Raw genomic sequence first — 18263 nt, 5'->3', positions numbered from 1 at the left:
GGAGCAACCGGAATGGGTTCGGTTCGCGTAGCCATCGTCGGCGTGGGCAACTGCGCCGCGTCGCTGGTGCAGGGAGTCGAGTACTACAAGGACGCCGACCCGGCGTCCAAGGTCCCCGGCCTGATGCATGTCCAGTTCGGTGACTACCACGTCCGTGACGTCGAGTTCGTCGCCGCGTTCGACGTGGACGCCAAGAAGGTCGGCCTCGACCTCGCGGACGCGATCGGCGCCTCCGAGAACAACACCATCAAGATCTGCGACGTGCCCACCACCGGTGTCACCGTCCAGCGCGGCCACACCCTCGACGGCCTCGGCAAGTACTACCGCGCCACCATCGAGGAGTCGGACGCCGAGCCGGTCGACGTCGTCCAGGTCCTGAAGGACAAGCAGGTCGACGTCCTGGTCTGCTACCTGCCCGTGGGCTCCGAGGACGCTGCGAAGTTCTACGCGCAGTGCGCCATCGACGCCAAGGTCGCCTTCGTCAACGCCCTCCCGGTCTTCATCGCCGGCACCAAGGAGTGGGCGGACAAGTTCACCGAGGCGGGCGTCCCGATCGTCGGTGACGACATCAAGTCCCAGGTCGGCGCCACCATCACGCACCGCGTCATGGCGAAGCTGTTCGAGGACCGCGGTGTCATCCTGGACCGCACCATGCAGCTGAACGTCGGCGGCAACATGGACTTCAAGAACATGCTCGAGCGCGAGCGCCTGGAGTCCAAGAAGATCTCCAAGACGCAGGCCGTCACCTCCCAGATCCCCGACCGGGACCTCGGTGAGAAGAACGTCCACATCGGCCCGTCCGACTACGTGGCCTGGCTGGACGACCGCAAGTGGGCCTACGTCCGCCTCGAGGGCCGTGCCTTCGGTGACGTTCCGCTGAACCTGGAGTACAAGCTCGAGGTCTGGGACTCCCCGAACTCCGCGGGTGTCATCATCGACGCCCTGCGCGCCGCGAAGATCGCCAAGGACCGCGGCATCGGCGGCCCGATCCTGTCGGCGTCCTCGTACTTCATGAAGTCCCCGCCGGTCCAGTACTTCGACGACGAGGCCCGCGAGAACGTCGAGAAGTTCATCCGCGGCGAGGTCGAGCGCTAAGACGCCTGACGGCGACCGCTCGCACGAGAACGCTCCTGCCAGGGCTGTGAAGGTCCCCGGGTCGCCCGACCCGGGGACCTTCCGCATGTGTGAGGCTGTGCCCCATGCCCGTCGTCCGTGACCTGCGTGTCCTGCTGCGCCTGCGGCACTTCCGGCGTCTGCTCTGCGTTCGCCTGCTCTCCCAGGGCGCCGACGGCGTCTACCAGGTCGCGCTCGCCGCGTACGTCGTCTTCTCCCCGGAGAAGCAGACCTCGGCCACGGCGATCGCCTCGGCGATGGCCGTCCTGCTGCTCCCCTACTCGCTGGTCGGTCCCTTCGCGGGCATCCTGCTCGACCACTGGCGGCGCCGTCAGGTCTTCCTGTACGGCAATCTGCTGCGCGCCCTGCTGGCCACGGTCACGGCCGCGCTGATGCTCGGCCCCGCCCCGAGCTGGCTCTTCTACCTCTCCGCCCTGTGCGTCACGGCAGTCAACCGCTTCGTCCTCGCCGGTCTGTCCGCCGCCCTGCCCCGGGTGGTCGACAGCGAACGCCTGGTGCTCGCCAACTCCCTCTCCCCGACGGCCGGGACACTCGCCGCGACCGCCGGCGGCGGCCTCGCCTTCCTCGTCCGGCTCGCGGCATCCGGCTCCGATGCCGCCGTCGTGCTGCTGGGCGCCTTTCTCTATCTGTGCGCCGGCCTCGCGGCCCTGAGCATGCCGCCCGCTCTCCTCGGCCCCGAGCCACAGCCCGACCGGCCCCGGCTGGGGACGGCGCTCGCCCGCACGGCCCGCGAGCTGCTCGCCGCCGTCCGGCACCTGACCACCCCCGGCCGGAGAAACGCGGCCTGGGCGCTGGCCGCGATGACGCTGATGCGCTTCTGCTACGGCGCGCTCCTCGTCCTGCTGCTCATGCTGTGCCGCTACACCCTGTCCTCCAGTCCGGACGAAGGACTCCGGCTGCTCGGTCTGGCACTCGCACTGTCCGGGGCGGGATTCTTCGCGGCGGCCGTGGTGACACCCTGGGCAGCGGGACGGCTCGGCCCGGGCCGCTGGATCGTGGTGTGCTCCGGCTCCGCCGCCGTACTTGAACCCGCCCTCGGCCTGCCCTTCGCCACCGGGCCGCTCCTGGTCGCGGCGTTCGTCCTGGGTCTGATCACCCAGGGCGCGAAGATCGCCACGGACACGATCGTGCAGGCCTGTGTCGACGACGGCTTCCGCGGCCGGATCTTCTCCGTGTACGACGTCCTCTTCAATGTGGCGTTCGTGGGGGCAGCCGGAGTGGCCGCCCTCATGCTCCCGCCGGACGGCCGCTCCACAGCTCTGGTCGTCCTGGTGGCCCTCATCTACGGCGGGGTCGCCGTGGCCCTGGCTCGCTTCCAGCGGCACTGAGACGGTCGGCACAACGGCAAAGGGGTCGATGTTTCACGTGAAACATCGACCCCTCGGCTTCTCGGGACGGCGGAGTGTTTCACGTGAAACATCCCCCGCGCCCGGGCCGAAGCGGCTCAGCTCTGCTCAGCCCACCACTCCTTGAGCGCCGCCACCGCGGCGTCATGCTCCATCGGGCCGTTCTCCAGGCGCAGCTCCAGCATGTGCTTGTACGCCTTGCCGACGGCCGGGCCGGGGCCGACGCCCAGAATCTCCATGATCTGGTTGCCGTCCAGGTCCGGGCGGATCGCGTCCAGCTCCTCCTGCTCCTGGAGCTGTGCGATGCGCTCCTCCAGGCCGTCGTAGGCCCGGGACAGCGCGGCCGCCTTCCGCTTGTTGCGGGTGGTGCAGTCGGAGCGGGTCAGCTTGTGCAGCCGGTCCAGCAGCGGGCCCGCGTCGCGGACGTAGCGGCGGACGGCCGAGTCCGTCCACTCCCCGGTGCCATAGCCATGGAAGCGCAGGTGGAGCTCGACCAGCCGGGAGACGTCCTTCACCAGCTCGTTGGAGTACTTCAAGGCGGTCATGCGCTTCTTGGTCATCTTGGCGCCGACCACCTCGTGGTGGTGGAACGAGACCCGGCCGTCCTTCTCGAAGCGGCGCGTCCGCGGCTTGCCGATGTCGTGCAGCAGGGCGGCCAGCCGCAGCGTGAGGTCGGGGCCGTCCTGCTCCAGCTCGATCGCCTGCTCCAGAACGATCAGCGTGTGCTCGTAGACATCCTTGTGCCGGTGGTGCTCGTCGCGCTCCAGACGCAGCGCCGGCAGCTCGGGCAGCACACGGTCGGCCAGCCCGGTGTCGACCAGCAGGGTCAGGCCCTGGCGCGGGTGCGCGGAGAGGACCAGCTTGTTCAGCTCGTCACGGACCCGCTCCGCGGAGACGATCTCGATACGCCCGGCCATGTCGGTCATGGCGGTGATGACCTCGGGGGCGACCGTGAAGTCCAGCTGGGCGGCGAAGCGGGCGGCCCTCATCATCCGCAGCGGATCGTCCGAGAACGACTCCTCCGGGGTGCCCGGCGTCCGCAGCACCCGCGCCGCGAGATCCTCCAGGCCACCGTGCGGGTCGATGAACTCCTTCTGCGGCAGCGCCACGGCCATCGCGTTGACCGTGAAGTCACGGCGGACCAGGTCGTCCTCGATGGAGTCGCCGTAAGACACCTCGGGCTTGCGCGAGGTGCGGTCGTACGCCTCCGACCGGTAGGTGGTGATCTCGATCTGGTAGCCACCCTTGTGCGCGCCGACGGTGCCGAAGGCGATCCCCACCTCCCAGACGGCGTCCGCCCATGGTCGGACGATCTTCAGTACGTCCTCGGGACGGGCGTCGGTGGTGAAGTCCAGGTCGTTGCCGAGCCGGCCGAGCAGCGCGTCGCGGACCGATCCGCCGACCAGGGCGAGCGAGAACCCGGCCTCCTGGAATCGGCGGGCGAGGTCGTCGGCGACGGGCGCCACCCGCAGCAGCTCGGCGACCGCGCGGTGCTGCGCCTGGCTCAGGGCAGAGGGAGTGTCTTCGTTGGGGTTCGGCACAACAGAAGAGGGTACGTGCCCCCGGCGTCCGGAGGCTCCCGCATAAGGGGCCGGGGACACTCTCTGCCATACCGGCCGCAAGCACGGTGCTTGCGGCGCATAGCGGCTCTTCCCCCGATACTGGATAGAGAGGACGGCAGACCTCAGCTCCCCGATCTTGTGGAGGAGACCGCGGCACTTCCTCTTCGCGCGCATCGTTACCATGCGTGGACGCACAATCCGACGACCACTGACACGACGAGGGACGGGCGAGCGCGTGGCCGAGGCGGCTGACTTGCACGGGACCAGTGCCGCACCTGGCCGCCGGTGGCTCCGGCGTACAGGAGCGCTGTTCGCCGGGGCGCCGCTGCTGGCCGGTCTGTTCCAGCTGCCCGCCGCGGCGCCCGCACAGGCGGCCTCCTCGGACACGGTGGCCGTCTCCCTGGACTCCCTCACGCCGAACGCCCCCACGGACGGCGACACACTGACCGTCTCGGGCACGGTGACCAACAACGGCAAACAGCCCGTCACCGGCGCCCATGTCGATCTGGAGGTCGGCGCCCCGCTGACCACCCGCGCGGCGATCGACGACGTCGCCCGGCACGCCGACGATCTCCAGAGCGGTACGGGTTCCCAGGTCGGCGGCAAGTACCAGCAGAAGTTCGCCAAGCTGGCCCCGGGCGTCGCCGAGCGCTTCAGCATCTCCGTGCCCGTGGACAAGCTCGACCTCGGTGACGAGGGCGTCTACGAGTTCGGTGTCTCCCTGTCCGGCAAGACCGCCGCCCAGCCCTGGGACCAGCCGCTGGGCATCCAGCGGACCTTCCTGCCGTGGCAGCCGTCCGACGCCGACACCAAGACGAAGACGACGTTCCTGTGGCCGCTGCTCTCCACGGTCCATATGACGGCCAAGACCGGCGCCGGTGAGTTGCAGACACCGGTGTTCCTCGACGACGACCTGGCCAAGGAGCTGGCACCCGGCGGCCGGCTGGCCCGGATGGTGGACCTCGGCAAGGACCTCGACGTCACCTGGGTGATCGACCCGGACCTGCTGGCCTCGGTCGACAGGATGGCGACCGGCAACTACCGGCTCCAGGGCGCCGGTGGCACCACCACGCCCGGCTCGGCCGAGCACCAGGCCGTCGCCAAGCAGTGGCTGGCGAACCTGCAACAGGCGGTGACGGGCAAGGAGGTCGTCGCGCTGCCGTTCGCGGACCCGGACCTGGCCTCCCTCGCGCACAACGGCACCCGCGTCACCGGCTCGCTCAGCCACCTCAAGGACGCCACCGACGTCGCCGCCACCACCGTGAAGACGGTGCTGCACGTCACACCCACCACCGACTTCGCCTGGCCGGTGGACGGCGCCGTGGACCCGTCGATCATCAAGGTCGCGACCTCCGCCGGAGCCGACCGGGTGATCGCCCGCAGCGACAGCCTCCAGGAGACCGCGGGGCTGTCCTACACGCCCTCCGCCGCCCGTCCGGTCGGCGGCGGCACCACGGCGGTGGTCGCGGACGCCCGGCTGTCCACCGCCTTCGACGGCGATCTGTCGAAGGCGGGTGCCGCCACGCTCGCGGTGCAGCAGTTCCTGGCTCAGAGCCTCGAGGTGAACGAGCAGACGGACAAGCAGCGCAGCATCGTCGTCGCCCCGCAGCGGATGCCCACGGCGGGCCAGGCGCAGGCGATGGCGACGGCGCTGAAGGCGCTCCAGGGCGGCACCTGGTCGCAGTCCGAGGACCTCAGCGCGGCCGCCAAGGACAAGCCGGACCCGAACGCCACCACGCGGATTCCGTCGACGTCCGGCTACCCCTCGTCGCTGCGCCGGCAGGAGCTGCCGCAGGCGGCGTTCGAGGAGATCGCGAGCACCCAGGAGAAGCTCGACAACTTCCGGGTGATCCTCTCCGACCAGTCCCGGGTGGTGACCCCGTTCGGGCTGGCCATAAACCGGGAGATGTCCACGTCGTGGCGTGGTCGCAGCGGCCGGGCCGACGCCTACCGCAGTGGCGTGAAGGCATGGCTCGACGAGCTGGCCGACCAGGTCAAGCTGATCGACAAGTCGGAGACCAAGCTCTCCGGCCGCAGCGCCACCATCCCGGTGACCGTCCAGAACAACCTGGTGCAGCCGGTCGGCCACCTGGTGCTGCGCCTCACCTCGACCATGCCGACCCGCCTGAAGATCGGCGGCAAGGCCTACGACGAGGAGCCCGTCGAGATCTCCGGCGGACACAGCCAGTCGGTGAAGTTCACCACCTCGGCCAATGCCAACGGCCGGGTCACGGTCGTCGCACGGCTCTACACCGAGGACGGCCAGCCGTACGGTGACGCGGTCACCTTCGACGTGAAGGTCACCGAGGTCACGCCCACCGTGATGCTGGTCATCGGCGGCGGCGTGCTGCTGCTGGTCCTCGCCGGCTTCCGGATGTACACCCAGCGCAAGCGCGCGGCCGCCCGCCGGGCCGAGGAGTCCGGTCCCGACGCCGCGGGTGAGGGCGCCGAGGAGCCGGGGAACCCCGGACCGTCCGGCGACCGTCTCCCGGAGGAGTCCGACTCCGTGTCCGGGGCAGACGACCCGGAGCAGCCGAGTGACCCTGCGCCGGACACCGCACCGGAAAGCGCCGACCCGTCCGGGACGGGTGAGAGAGTGGACCGTTGAGCGATGTCGTGGCCGGTGGGCCCGGGACGATGAGGTGGGGTAAGCATGAACGCGCCGTACGACGGTGATCGCGGCCAGGGCGCGGCCGGCTCGGGCTACCCCGAGCCGCCGCCCGAGCCCGGCCAGGTGCCGCCGCAGCACGCGGCGGACATGTACCTCCAGGACGCCTACGACCAGGACCCCTACCGCGCACAGGACCTTTCCGCGCAGGACCCGGTCGCCGAGGCGCTCTACGACCGTGCCGCGCACCCGCCGCCGGCTCCCGGCCCGCACGACCGCCAGCAGCCGCTGTACGCCGCGCCCGCCCAGTCCCCGTACGCCCCCGACCCCCAGGTGTGGGCGCAGACCCCGGCTCCCGAGCCGGAGAGCCCGTCCCCGTACCTGCCCTACGGCGACGACCCGCGCACCACCCAGTACGTGGGCGTGGACGACCTTGTCTCGCACTCCGGCGAGGAGTACCACGAGCCGGACGCCTTCGCGCATCTCTTCAAGGACCAGCAGCACAGCGGCGGGCACACGCCCCTGGACCCCACCGCCGTCCCGGGCCCCGCCGTCCCGCCCGGCCCCGCTCAGGGACCCGGAGCGCCGGGGCCGTACCAGGCCCAGCCCGGTCAGGCCCCGCAGCAGCCCGACCCGTACGCCGAGGCGGCCTACGCGTCCGCTGCCGCCGCCGGCCGGCCGGGGCAGCCCCCGGTGCCGGGTCCGGTCGGGGTGCCGGAGCCCGTCGGCCCGGCCGTGACCGTCGAGCCCGAAGCGGCCGTGGCCACCGCCGCTCCCGCGAAGAAGGGCGGCAAGGCGGCCAACCTGCTCAAGTCCAGCGCCGTCATGGCGGCGGGCACGATGGTCTCCCGCCTCACCGGCTTCGTGCGCTCCGCGCTGATCGTCTCCGCGCTCGGCCTCGGCTTCCTCGGCGACTCCTTCCAGGTCGCCTACCAGCTGCCGACGATGATCTACATCCTCACCGTCGGCGGCGGTCTGAACTCCGTCTTCGTGCCCCAGCTGGTGCGGGCGATGAAGGAGGACGACGACGGCGGCGAGGCCTTCGCCAACCGGCTGCTCACCCTGGTGATGGTGGCCCTGGCCGCACTGACCGGTCTCGCGATGTTCGCGGCGCCGCTGCTGGTGCGCATGCTGTCCAACCCGGTCGCCACCAACCCGGCGGCCAACGACGTCGCGGTCACCTTCACCCGCTACTTCCTGCCCTCGATCTTCTTCATGGGCATCCATGTGGTGATGGGTCAGATCCTCAACGCCCGCGGCAAGTTCGGCGCGATGATGTGGACCCCGGTCCTGAACAACATCGTCATCATCGTGACGCTCGGCATGTTCATCTGGGTCTACGGCACCGCCGCCGACTCCCACATGAAGGTCACCAACATCCCGCCGCAGGGGCAGCGCCTGCTCGGCGTCGGGGTGCTGCTCGGCCTGGTGGTGCAGGCGCTGGCGATGATCCCGTATCTGCGCGAGACCGGGTTCCGGATCCGGCTGCGGTTCGACTGGCGGGGCCACGGCCTGGGCAAGGCCGCGATGCTCGCCAAGTGGACGGTGCTGTTCGTCCTCGCCAACCAGGCCGGCGCCATGATCGTCACCCAGCTGTCCACGGCGGCCGGCAAGGACTCCGGCGTCGCGGGCACCGGCTTCGCCGCCTACGCCAACGCCCAGCTGATCTGGGGCCTGCCGCAGGCCATCATCACCGTCTCCCTGATGGCCGCCCTGCTGCCGCGCATCTCCCGCTCGGCCGCCGAGGGCGACGGCGGCGCCGTACGCGACGACATCTCCCAGGGCCTGCGCACCACCGCCGTCGCGATCGTCCCGATCGCCTTCGGCTTCCTCTCGCTCGGCATCCCGATGTGCACGCTGATCTTCGGCTCCTCGGGTACCGGCGAGGCCACCAACATGGGCTACATGCTGATGGCCTTCGGCCTCGGCCTGATCCCGTACTCGGTGCAGTACGTCGTCCTCCGCGCGTTCTACGCCTACGAGGACACCCGCACCCCCTTCTACAACACCGTCATCGTGGCCGTGGTGAACGCCGGAGCCTCCGCGCTCTGCTACTTCCTGCTCCCGGCCCGCTGGGCCGTCGCCGGCATGGCCGCCGCGTACGGCCTCGCCTACGCCATCGGGGTGGGGGTCGCCTGGCGGCGGCTGCGCAAGCGGCTCGCCGGCGACCTGGACGGCTCCCGGGTACTGCGGACCTACGCGCGCCTGTGCATCGCCTCGATCCCGGCAGCCCTGCTCAGTGGCGCGGCCTGCTACGGCATCGGGCACACTCTCGGCCAGGGCGTCGTCGGCTCGTTCGCCGCGCTGATCGTCGGTGGTGCCGTCCTGCTCGGTGTCTTCTTCGTCGCCGCTCGCAGGATGCGCATCGAGGAACTCAACTCGCTCGTGGGAATGGTCCGCGGGCGTCTGGGGCGCTGAGGCGAGGGTAGGGGCACAACCATCGTCCGCCGCTGTGTGTCGTGCATAGCAGCGGACTGTGGGCACAATTGGTTTCGGCGTCGGACAGCGCGCAACGGATGGGGAGGCAGGGACGACGGTGGCGGAACGGAGCACGGCTGCCGTCGACGTGGCAGACACCAGCGGTGAGCAACCGCTGACCGCCAAGGCGGACCAGTCCACGGCCGACGGGGTGGCCCAGAACCCGGAGCGGGATACGGACAGCGACGAAGGAATGAGCGGCGGCACCGACGGTGCCGCGAAGAAGGCCTCGCCTCCCGAACTGCACAGCGGGCACAAGCTGGCCAGACGGTACCGCCTGGAGGAGTGCGTCACCCGTCTGGACGGATTCAGCAGCTGGCGTGCGGTCGACGAGAAACTCCGCCGGGCCGTCGGCGTCCACATCCTGCCCGCGGACCATGCACGGGCCCGTTCCGTCCTGGCCGCCGCGCGGGCCTCCGCGCTGCTCGGCGACCCCCGCTTCGTGCAGGTCCTCGACGCCGTCGAGGAGAACGACCTCGTGTACGTCGTGCACGAATGGCTGCCCGACGCGACCGAGCTGACCACGCTCCTCGCGGCCGGACCGCTGGAACCGCACGACGCCTACCAGATGGTCAGTCAGGTGGCCTCCGCCATGGCCGCCGCGCACCGCGAAGGCCTCGCCCATCTGCGGCTGAACCCGAACGCCGTGCTGCGTACCTCCACCGGCCAGTGGCGGCTGCGCGGCCTCGCGGTCAACGCCGCGCTGCGCGGCATCAGCTCCGACACCCCGCAGCGCACCGACACCGAGTCCATCGGCGCCCTGCTGTACGCCGCGCTGACCCAGCGCTGGCCGTACGAGAACGACGCCTACGGGCTGTCCGGCCTGCCCAAGGACATCGGTCTGATCGCACCGGACCAGGTACGGGCCGGGGTCCACCGCGGCCTGTCCGAGCTGGCCATGCGCGCCCTCGCCAACGACGGCGCCACCGCCTCCCGCCACGAGTCCCCCTGCACCACGCCGGAGGAACTCGTCAAGGCGATCGGCGAGATGCCGCGCATCCGCCCGCCGGAGCCGGCGTTCACCGCTCCTCCGGAGTACCAGCGCACCGCCTACCAGCAGGGCACGTACGGCCGTACCGCACCGCACCCGGGCGCCACGCAGCCGATCACGGCCCCGCCGCCGCCGTTGCAGAGCCGCACCGGCAAGGCCCTGAAGTGGGCGGTCTCCGCCCTCCTCATCGCCGCCCTCGGCCTGGGCAGCTGGCAGTTGGCGGACGCGCTGATGGGCCACGACAAGTCGAACGACACCAACAAGAGCCAGACCTCGGACAACGGCGACAAGAACAACCCCGCGCCGAAGCCGACGAGGATAAGCATCAAGGACAGCCGGGAGTTCATCGCCGAGGGAGGCGCCCAGCACCCCAGCGACGCGGCCAAGACGTACGACGGGAACCCGTCCACGTACTGGCGCACCAGGAGCTTCACCGAGGGCCCGGAGCTGGCGCCCTACAAGCCGGGCGTGGGAATCGTCTACGACCTGGGCTCGGCGCGGAATCTCAGCACGGCCACCCTCAGCCTGCGCTACGGCAACGACCACACCACGGTCGAGCTCTACTCGGCCGACTCGCTGACGCCGCCGTCCCTGGCCTCGATGCACCGGATCGGCTCGGCCCAGACCAGCGGCACCTCCGTCACGGTGAAGCTCGGCAAGCCGGTGAAGACGCAGTACGTCCTCGTGTGGCTGACCGCCGTGCCGTACTCGGGAGAGGACCCGCAGACGTACTCCATGGCCGGCTACAAGCAGGCCATCGGCGAAGTGCAGTTCACGGGCTGACGTCTCACCCGGAGCGGAGGGGGCAGATGGCGGAGGGCACCGGCTACGACGGAGTGGGCGACCAGGATCTGCTCGCCCGCCATGTGCAGGGCGACCCCGACGCCTTCGGTGAGATCGTGCGGCGGCATCGGGACCGGCTCTGGGCGGTCGCGCTGCGGACGCTCGGGGACCGCGAGGAGGCCGCCGACGCGGTCCAGGACGCCCTGGTGTCGGCCTACCGGGCCGCTCACACCTTCCGGGGCCAGTCGGCCGTCACGACGTGGCTGCACCGGATCACCGTGAACGCCTGCCTGGATCGTGCCCGCAAGGCCGCCTCACGCAAGACCGCCCCGGTCGACGACACCGAGCGGCTGGAGCAGCTGCTGGAGCCGCACGAATCGGCATCGGCACCGGCCGAGCGGAACGACGTGCACCGCCAGCTCCTCGAAGCGCTCGGCACCCTTCCCAAGGAACAGCGGGCGGCGCTCGTCCTCGTCGACATGCAGGGTTACCCGGTCGCCGAGGCCGCACGGATCCTCGAGGTGCCGGCGGGAACGGTGAAGAGCCGGTGTGCCCGGGGGAGAGCCAGACTCCTGCCGCTGCTCACCCATCTACGGCCCGAAGGCGGCCCGGGCGGGCGCTCAAGCGAATCCGCCGCGGAACGGAACCGGATGCAGCAGGCATCCGTCACACCGGCAACGGAGCCTCCTGGCGCACGCCCCAGGAACGCGGGACCGAATGATTCAGCCGTAGTGAAGGGCGGAGGTGGGCGAGCGTGACTTCCACGACAGACACGGCCGGGCACCCGGACGTCGCGGAGATCTCCGAGCTTGCCGAAGGCCTTCTCCCTCCGGAGCGCGCCGCGGATCTACGGCGACACCTGGACGACTGCGAGCTGTGCGCGGATGTACAGGTGTCGCTGGAGGAGATCCGGGGGCTGCTGGGATCCGTGCCGGTGCCGGACCGCATGCCCGACGACGTGGCCCTCCGTATCGATGCCGCCCTCGCCGCCGAGGCGGCACAGGCTGCCGACACCGCCCCGGCCGCCGACACCGCGCAGGCTGACGAGGCAGCGCATGTTTCACGTGAAACATCGCTCGCGCCGGACCGGCCGGCCGGACGTCCGCACGCGGCGACCGGGCCTGGACGCAAGGGGCACGACCGGGGCCGACGCCGTAGGCGCCTGGCGCTCGGCACTGTCCTCACCGTGGCCGCGCTGGGCGCCGGATCCCTGGTGATCCAGTCGCTCGCCGGCCACTCCTCGCGCTCCACCGCTCACGACCAGGTGCCGCCGCCTGCCGTGGCCTTCTCCGGCAGCAGCGTCCACCACCAGGTGGACTCCCTGCTCGCCACGGAGAAGAACCCGGACGCGGCCAACAGCCCGCGCTCCCGGAAGGGCACCGAGACCGAGCAGAACGTCCCGGGCTCGACCGCAAGCGCGCACACCCTTCTGGGAACCAACACGGCCGTCCCCGAGTGTGTGAAGCAGGCGATCCTTCCGGACAAGGACGTCCTGGGTGCCAAGACCGGCACCTACGCCGGGAAGTCCGCCTATCTGGTCGTGGTGCCCGACGCGGCCGACAGCCGACAGGTCACGGCCTATGTCGTCGACGCGGCCTGCGTCGGCCGACAGCCCGGCTCCACCGGCACGGTGCTGCTGAAGCAGTCCTTCCACAGGCTCTGAACCCGCCGGAGCCCTCCCTGGGCTCCGTGACCGGCCGGGCGGCTCCGCCCCACGGCATGCGCACGCGTGTGCCCGGACACAGTGGGAATGCGCGCCCCGTAGGATCCGTTGGGTGGGGTGAGAGTTCCGAAAGGGGCTCCCCCCGGTCGATCGACGCAGACCAGAGACGAGGAATCAAGCCGTGAGCGATGTCCGTAACGTGATCATCATCGGCTCCGGGCCCGCAGGCTACACGGCGGCGCTGTACACCGCCCGTGCGTCGCTGAAGCCCCTGGTGTTCGAGGGTGCCGTCACCGCTGGTGGTGCGCTGATGAACACCACCGAGGTCGAGAACTTCCCGGGCTTCCGCGACGGCATCATGGGCCCCGACCTCATGGACAACATGCGCGCGCAGGCCGAGCGCTTCGGCGCCGAGCTGGTGCCGGACGACATCGTCTCCGTCGACGTGACCGGTGAGATCAAGACCGTCACCGACTCCGCCGGTACCGTGCACCGGGCGAAGGCCGTCATCGTCACCACCGGCTCCCAGCACCGCAAGCTGGGCCTGCCGAACGAGGACGCTCTCTCCGGCCGCGGTGTCTCCTGGTGCGCCACCTGTGACGGGTTCTTCTTCAAGGACCACGACATCGCCGTGATCGGCGGCGGCGACACCGCGATGGAGGAGGCCACCTTCCTCTCGCGTTTCGCCAAGTCCGTGACGATCGTCCACCGCCGGGACACCCTGCGCGCCTCCAAGGCGATGCAGGAGCGCGCCTTCGCCGACCCGAAGATCAAGTTCGTCTGGGACAGCGAGGTCGCCGAGGTCCAGGGCGAGCAGAAGCTGTCGGGCCTGAAGCTGCGCAACGTCAAGACCGGCGAGCTGTCCGAGCTGCCCGTCACGGGTCTGTTCATCGCGATCGGCCACGACCCGCGCACCGAGCTGTTCAAGGGGCAGCTGGACCTGGACGAGGAGGGCTACCTCAAGGTCGCCTCGCCGTCCACCCGCACCAATGTGACCGGTGTCTTCGCCGCCGGTGACGTGGTCGACCACACGTACCGTCAGGCGATCACCGCGGCCGGCACCGGCTGCTCTGCCGCCCTCGACGCCGAGCGCTTCCTCGCCGCCCTCGCGGACGAGGAGAAGGCGGAGCCCGAGAAGACCGCCGCTGTCTGATCTTTCGCCCCTTCCCCGCCCCACCGCATGATCAAGATAAGGAGCCAGCCGTGGCCCTGAAGGCAGTGACCGACGCCGATTTCGATGAGGCCGTTCTCAAGAGTGGCAAGCCCGTCCTGGTGGACTTCTGGGCCGCGTGGTGCGGTCCGTGCCGTCAGATCGCCCCGTCCCTCGAGGCCATCGCCGCCGAGCACGGCGAGAAGATCGAGATCGTCAAGCTGAACATCGACGAGAACCCGGCGACGGCCGCCAAGTACGGCGTCATGTCCATCCCGACCCTGAACGTCTACCAGGGTGGGGAGGTCGTCAAGACGATCGTCGGCGCCAAGCCGAAGGCGGCGATCGAGCGCGACCTCGCCGACTTCATCGCCGAGTGACGTTTCACGTGAAACACGAATGGGCCAACCCCGAGGGGTTGGCCCATTCGCTTGTGTCAGCGTCCTGACGCTACAGCGGCCTGAGCGCGGGCTCCTTGTGGACCGCCCCCAGAAGCCGGTCGAGCGCCATCTCCACGTCTTCCTTCCAGGAGAGCGTGGATCGCAGCTCCAGCCTCAGCCGAGGGTGTGCGGGATGCTGCCGGACCGTCTTGAAGCCCACGGCGAGGAGATGCTCGGCCGGCAGCAGGCAGGCAGGCTCCTTCCAGCGGGCGTCACCGAAGGCCTCGATCGCCTTGAAGCCCCGGCGCAGCAGATCCTTGGCGACCGTCTGCACCAGCACCCGGCCCAGTCCCTGGCCCTGGTACCCCGGCAGGACGAAGCCGGTTATCAGCTGGACGGCGTCCGGCGAGAGCGGGCTGGTGGGAAAGGCCGCCGAGCGCGGGACATAGGCCGGCGGGGCGTAGAGCACATAGCCGACCGGCAGGTCGTCCACATAGACGATCCGGCCGCACGAGCCCCAGTCCAGCAGGACGGCCGAGATCCAGGACTCCTTCTCGAGCGCGGAGGTGCCCGCCTTCACCGCCGCTTCGCCGCTGACGGGATCCAGCTCCCAGAAGACGCACGAGCGACAGCGTGGGGGAAGGTCCTGAAGGTTGTCCAGCGTGAGCGGTACGAGCCGACGCCCCATGAAGGCTGATCCTCGCTTCCTTCGCCCGCCGCAGACCGAGCGGCTGTCAGAGCGCTCCGTTCCCTGAGCAGGCTGCCGACGAATCCGCCGACCGCTCCAAGGCCCAGGCCCGCGCTCACCAGTCCGGTGCGGCTCATCGTTCGCATGGCCCCGTCTCCCCACTCAGAGATGCAGATGCTGTCCGGTGGATGCGCCATACCCGTTCGCATCGTATCCACGATGCGATGCACTCGATACTGCATGCCAGCAAAGAGCGGGCCGTGTTCCGGTGCACACCGGACACGGCCCGCTCCTCACACGGTCGGGCGGGGTCGCACGAGGATCAGTCCTCCTGCTCCTCCCCCTCACTGTCCTGCATCTCCTGGTGCAGGACCGGACCCTCTCCCGGGGCGAGGGTGCTCAGGATCCGCTGCAAGTCCTCCACGGAGGCGAACTCCACGGTGATCTTGCCCTTCTTCTGACCGAGGTCGACCTTCACCCGGGTCTCGAAGCGGTCCGACAGCCGGGTCGCCAGCTCGTTCAGTGCCGGAGAGAGCCGGGAGCCGGCCCGCGGCCCCTTGGGGCGCTGAGGCTTCTGCGGTCGGGAGCCCATGAGGGTCACGATCTCCTCGACGGCCCGCACGGACAGCCCCTCGGCGACGATGCGGTGGGCCAGCCGGTCCTGCTCCTCCGAGTCCGTCACGGACAGCAGAGCCCGGGCATGACCGGCGGACAGCACCCCGGCGGCGACCCTCTTCTGCACCGTCGGCGACAGCTTCAGCAGCCGCAGGGTGTTGGAGACCTGGGGGCGCGAGCGCCCGATCCGGTCGGCCAGCTGGTCGTGGGTGCAGTTGAAGTCCTTCAGGAGCTGGTCGTAGGCGGCGGCCTCTTCCAGCGGGTTCAGCTGCGCGCGGTGCAGGTTCTCCAGCAGCGCGTCCAGAAGGAGCTTCTCGTCCTCGGTGGCCCGGACGATGGCCGGGATGGCCTCCAGGCCGGCCTCACGGCAGGCGCGCCAGCGGCGCTCACCCATGATGAGTTCATAGCGGGCCGGGCCCAGCTGCCGTACGACGACGGGCTGGAGAAGGCCGACCTCCTTGATGGAGGTCACCAGCTCGTGCAGCGCGTCCTCGTCGAAGACGTCGCGCGGCTGGCGCGGGTTCGGCGTGATCGCGTCGAGGGGGATCTCGGCGAAGTGCGCACCTACCGGCGCCGCGGGCAGGTCCGTGGTCGGACCCGCCGGACGCGCCTCGGTTTCACGTGAAACAGGTGGCAGGGTGGCCACCTTCGCCGCGGCCACGCCACGGTCGGTCGTCAGCACCGGGACGGCTGCGGGGGAGGCGGATGCGGCCCCTCCCAGTGCGGCCGGGGCCGGGTTCTTCTCGGTCGGGGCAGCGGGGATCAGTGCGCCGAGACCACGGCCCAGCCCCCTCCGTCGCTCACTCACTGGATCCCCTCCACCATGCTCGGGTCGTTCTGGGCGCCGATGTGGGCATGGCTCGCGTCATAGCTGATGCCGACGCCCCTCAGCGCGATTTCTCGGGCCGCCTCAAGATACGAGAGGGCGCCGCTCGATCCTGGATCGTAGGTCAGCACCGTCTGTCCATAGCTCGGCGCCTCGGAGATACGGACCGAGCGGGGAATGCTCGTCCGCAGCACCTCGTCACCGAAGTGGGTGCGCACCTCTTCCGCGACCTGGGAGGCGAGACGCGTCCGGCCGTCGTACATGGTGAGCAGGATGGTCGACACATGCAGCCCGGGATTCAGGTGGCCCCGCACCAGGTCGACATTGCGCAGCAGCTGTCCCAGCCCTTCGAGTGCGTAGTACTCGCACTGGATCGGGATGAGGACCTCCTGGCCCGCAACCAGTGCGTTGACCGTCAACAGACCGAGCGAGGGCGGACAGTCGATGAGGATGTAGTCCAGCGGCTGCTCATACGCCTGGATCGCACGGTGGAGCCGGCTTTCGCGGGCGACCAGCGACACCAGCTCGATCTCCGCACCGGCGAGATCGATGGTGGCGGGGGCGCAGAAGAGGCCTTCGACGTCCGGGACGGGCTGGACGACCTCGGCGAGCGGCTTACTCTCGACCAACACGTCGTAGATGGAGGGCACTTCCGCGTGGTGGTCGATCCCGAGGGCCGTGGATGCGTTGCCCTGCGGGTCGAGGTCGATCACGAGGACGCGGCCCCCGTGCAGAGCCAGCGAAGCGGCAAGGTTGACGGTCGTCGTCGTCTTGCCCACGCCGCCCTTCTGGTTGGCGACCACGATGACACGGGTCTGCTCCGGTCGTGGCAGGCCTTCACCGGCGCGACCGAGAGCCTCCACCGCCAGTTGGGCCGCACGACCGATCGGAGTGTCGTCCATCGGGGGCGGTGTTTCACGTGAAACATCCGCCCCCATCGACTCGGTACGGGGACCGGGGACCGGATCGGTCATCGGTCCCGCGATGTTGGCGTCGGACCGCAAGGATTCACTCTCCTCGACTTCAGGCTCGCAATGAACAGAGCCTCCCATGTCTTCGGGGTCGCGAACCAGTGAGGTCTGGCGTTCTGTGGAGAAATCCACCTCTGTGGACAACTCCGATGCCCCTCCGAGTGAACCGAGGGGCTTACGGTCGCGAGGTTCGGCCGCGGCGCGGCCACGACTGATGATGCCGTGCAGCAGTGAGCGACGTTTCACGTGAAACACGATGCACAGCGCCGTGGGCCGGACCTTCGCGACACTCCGACTTGAGTGGGTTGGGCAGCTTGTGTGGAGTACGTCTCAGCGACGGCGGCGGGCTCGGCCGATCCGCGCCGCCTTCGCGCGCTTGGCGGCGAAGCGGACACCGCCGGGGCTCTCCCCGACCTCCACCCGCACCACCGTCGACAGCGGGTCCACGACGCCCTCGCCCACATGCAGGATCGACGTCTCCACCGCACCCAGCTTGGTGAGCGCGGTGGCCGCGGCCTTCAGCTCCTCCTCGGCCGTGTCGCCCTTCAGGGCGAGCATCTCGCCGTACGGGCGCAGCAGCGGGATGCCCCAGGTGGCCAGGCGGTCCAGCGGGGCGACGGCCCGGGCGGTCACCACATGGACCGGGGGCAGCTTGCCCATGACCTCCTCGGCACGGCCGCGCACCACGGTGACATGGTCCAGGCCGAGCAGCTCGACGACCTCGGTCAGGAAGTTGGTGCGCCGCAGCAGCGGCTCCAGGAGGGTGATGTTGAGGTCCTCCCGGACCAGGGCGAGCGGGATGCCCGGGAGCCCCGCGCCGGAGCCGACATCGCAGACCGTCACTCCCTCGGGGACGGCCTCGGAGAGCACCGCGCAGTTCAGCAGATGCCGCTCCCACAGGCGGGGCACTTCCCGCGGGCCGATCAGTCCGCGCTGCACGCCGGCCTCGGCGAGCAGCTCCGCATAGCGGACCGCATCGGCGAAGCGATCACCAAACACTTCCCGAGCCTGCTCGGGCGCGGGGGGAAGCTCCGCTGCCTCCGTCACGGGGACCGTCCTTCCGTACAG

At 70.1% G+C, this 18263-nt stretch carries 14 protein-coding genes; 9 read left to right on the top strand and 5 right to left on the bottom strand.

What is annotated here, in order from left to right; translation table 11 throughout:
* Positions 1 to 12: 12 nt before the first annotated feature.
* Positions 13 to 1095 (top strand): inositol-3-phosphate synthase, encoded by a 1083-nt coding sequence (locus ACWCV9_RS23170; protein ID WP_014673757.1) that lies wholly within the window; start codon positions 13 to 15, stop codon positions 1093 to 1095.
* A gap of 104 nt (positions 1096 to 1199) precedes the next feature.
* A complete protein-coding gene (locus tag ACWCV9_RS23165) occupies positions 1200 to 2462 on the top strand; it encodes an MFS transporter (RefSeq protein ID WP_450789177.1) in 1263 nt (420 codons plus the stop codon).
* Positions 2463 to 2578: 116 nt separating this feature from the next.
* Here the strand turns inward: ACWCV9_RS23165 and ACWCV9_RS23160 are convergent, their stop codons facing one another.
* On the bottom strand, positions 2579 to 4021 hold the full coding sequence (locus tag ACWCV9_RS23160; RefSeq protein WP_450789175.1) for a CCA tRNA nucleotidyltransferase: 1443 nt from the start codon (positions 4019 to 4021) through the stop codon (positions 2579 to 2581).
* Positions 4022 to 4277: 256 nt separating this feature from the next.
* Here ACWCV9_RS23160 and ACWCV9_RS23155 point away from each other — a divergent pair, with 256 nt between their 5' ends.
* The 7 genes from ACWCV9_RS23155 (at position 4278) to trxA (ending at position 14095) form a co-directional block, all read left to right on the top strand.
* Positions 4278 to 6650 carry a DUF6049 family protein gene (locus ACWCV9_RS23155; RefSeq protein ID WP_450789174.1) on the top strand — a complete coding sequence of 791 codons (2373 nt, stop codon included), beginning with the start codon at positions 4278 to 4280 and terminating at the stop codon, positions 6648 to 6650.
* A gap of 45 nt (positions 6651 to 6695) precedes the next feature.
* Positions 6696 to 9068 carry a murein biosynthesis integral membrane protein MurJ gene (gene murJ, locus ACWCV9_RS23150; RefSeq protein ID WP_450789173.1) on the top strand — a complete coding sequence of 791 codons (2373 nt, stop codon included), beginning with the start codon at positions 6696 to 6698 and terminating at the stop codon, positions 9066 to 9068.
* A gap of 118 nt (positions 9069 to 9186) precedes the next feature.
* A complete protein-coding gene (locus tag ACWCV9_RS23145; RefSeq protein ID WP_450789171.1) occupies positions 9187 to 10902 on the top strand; it encodes a protein kinase family protein in 1716 nt (571 codons plus the stop codon).
* Positions 10903 to 10928: 26 nt separating this feature from the next.
* Entirely contained in the window at positions 10929 to 11660 is a 732-nt protein-coding gene (sigM, locus tag ACWCV9_RS23140) for an RNA polymerase sigma factor SigM (RefSeq protein WP_450789170.1), read from the top strand.
* Positions 11657 to 12565 carry a hypothetical protein gene (locus tag ACWCV9_RS23135; protein WP_450789169.1) on the top strand — a complete coding sequence of 303 codons (909 nt, stop codon included), beginning with the start codon at positions 11657 to 11659 and terminating at the stop codon, positions 12563 to 12565. The genes sigM and ACWCV9_RS23135 overlap by 4 nt, the downstream gene beginning before the upstream one ends.
* A 181-nt stretch (positions 12566 to 12746) precedes the next feature.
* Entirely contained in the window at positions 12747 to 13718 is a 972-nt protein-coding gene (gene trxB, locus ACWCV9_RS23130) for a thioredoxin-disulfide reductase (RefSeq protein WP_450789168.1), read from the top strand.
* A 50-nt stretch (positions 13719 to 13768) separates the two neighbouring features.
* Entirely contained in the window at positions 13769 to 14095 is a 327-nt protein-coding gene (trxA, locus tag ACWCV9_RS23125) for a thioredoxin (RefSeq protein WP_450789166.1), read from the top strand.
* A 70-nt stretch (positions 14096 to 14165) separates the two neighbouring features.
* Here the strand turns inward: trxA and ACWCV9_RS23120 are convergent, their stop codons facing one another.
* The 4 genes from ACWCV9_RS23120 to rsmG form a co-directional block, all read right to left on the bottom strand.
* On the bottom strand, positions 14166 to 14783 hold the full coding sequence (locus ACWCV9_RS23120; RefSeq protein WP_385841549.1) for a GNAT family N-acetyltransferase: 618 nt from the start codon (positions 14781 to 14783) through the stop codon (positions 14166 to 14168).
* 322 nt (positions 14784 to 15105) lie between these two features.
* Positions 15106 to 16206 (bottom strand): ParB/RepB/Spo0J family partition protein, encoded by a 1101-nt coding sequence (locus tag ACWCV9_RS23115; RefSeq protein WP_450789164.1) that lies wholly within the window; start codon positions 16204 to 16206, stop codon positions 15106 to 15108.
* A complete protein-coding gene (locus ACWCV9_RS23110; protein WP_385841805.1) occupies positions 16203 to 17276 on the bottom strand; it encodes a ParA family protein in 1074 nt (357 codons plus the stop codon). Before ACWCV9_RS23110 ends, ACWCV9_RS23115 begins: the two co-directional genes overlap by 4 nt.
* Before the next feature lie 249 nt (positions 17277 to 17525).
* The gene (gene rsmG, locus ACWCV9_RS23105; protein ID WP_450789163.1) at positions 17526 to 18242 is read right to left on the bottom strand and encodes a 16S rRNA (guanine(527)-N(7))-methyltransferase RsmG; all 717 of its coding nucleotides are present in this window, start codon (positions 18240 to 18242) and stop codon (positions 17526 to 17528) included.
* Between the last annotated feature and the right edge of the window lie 21 nt (positions 18243 to 18263).

This window comes from Streptomyces sp. NPDC001606, from assembly GCF_053596835.1.
This window is presented reverse-complemented; position numbering and strand designations above follow the sequence as displayed.

What these genes read in the sequence shown, in the direction of transcription:
- ACWCV9_RS23170 (WP_014673757.1), top strand. Translation starts at nt 13, where the DNA reads ATGGGTTCGGTTCGCGTAGCCATCGTCGGCGTGGGCAACTGCGCCGCG.
- ACWCV9_RS23165 (WP_450789177.1), top strand. Translation starts at nt 1,200, where the DNA reads ATGCCCGTCGTCCGTGACCTGCGTGTCCTGCTGCGCCTGCGGCACTTC.
- murJ (WP_450789173.1), top strand. Translation starts at nt 6,696, where the DNA reads ATGAACGCGCCGTACGACGGTGATCGCGGCCAGGGCGCGGCCGGCTCG.
- sigM (WP_450789170.1), top strand. Translation starts at nt 10,929, where the DNA reads ATGGCGGAGGGCACCGGCTACGACGGAGTGGGCGACCAGGATCTGCTC.
- ACWCV9_RS23120 (WP_385841549.1), bottom strand. Translation starts at nt 14,783, where the DNA reads ATGGGGCGTCGGCTCGTACCGCTCACGCTGGACAACCTTCAGGACCTT.
- ACWCV9_RS23110 (WP_385841805.1), bottom strand. Translation starts at nt 17,276, where the DNA reads ATGGGAGGCTCTGTTCATTGCGAGCCTGAAGTCGAGGAGAGTGAATCC.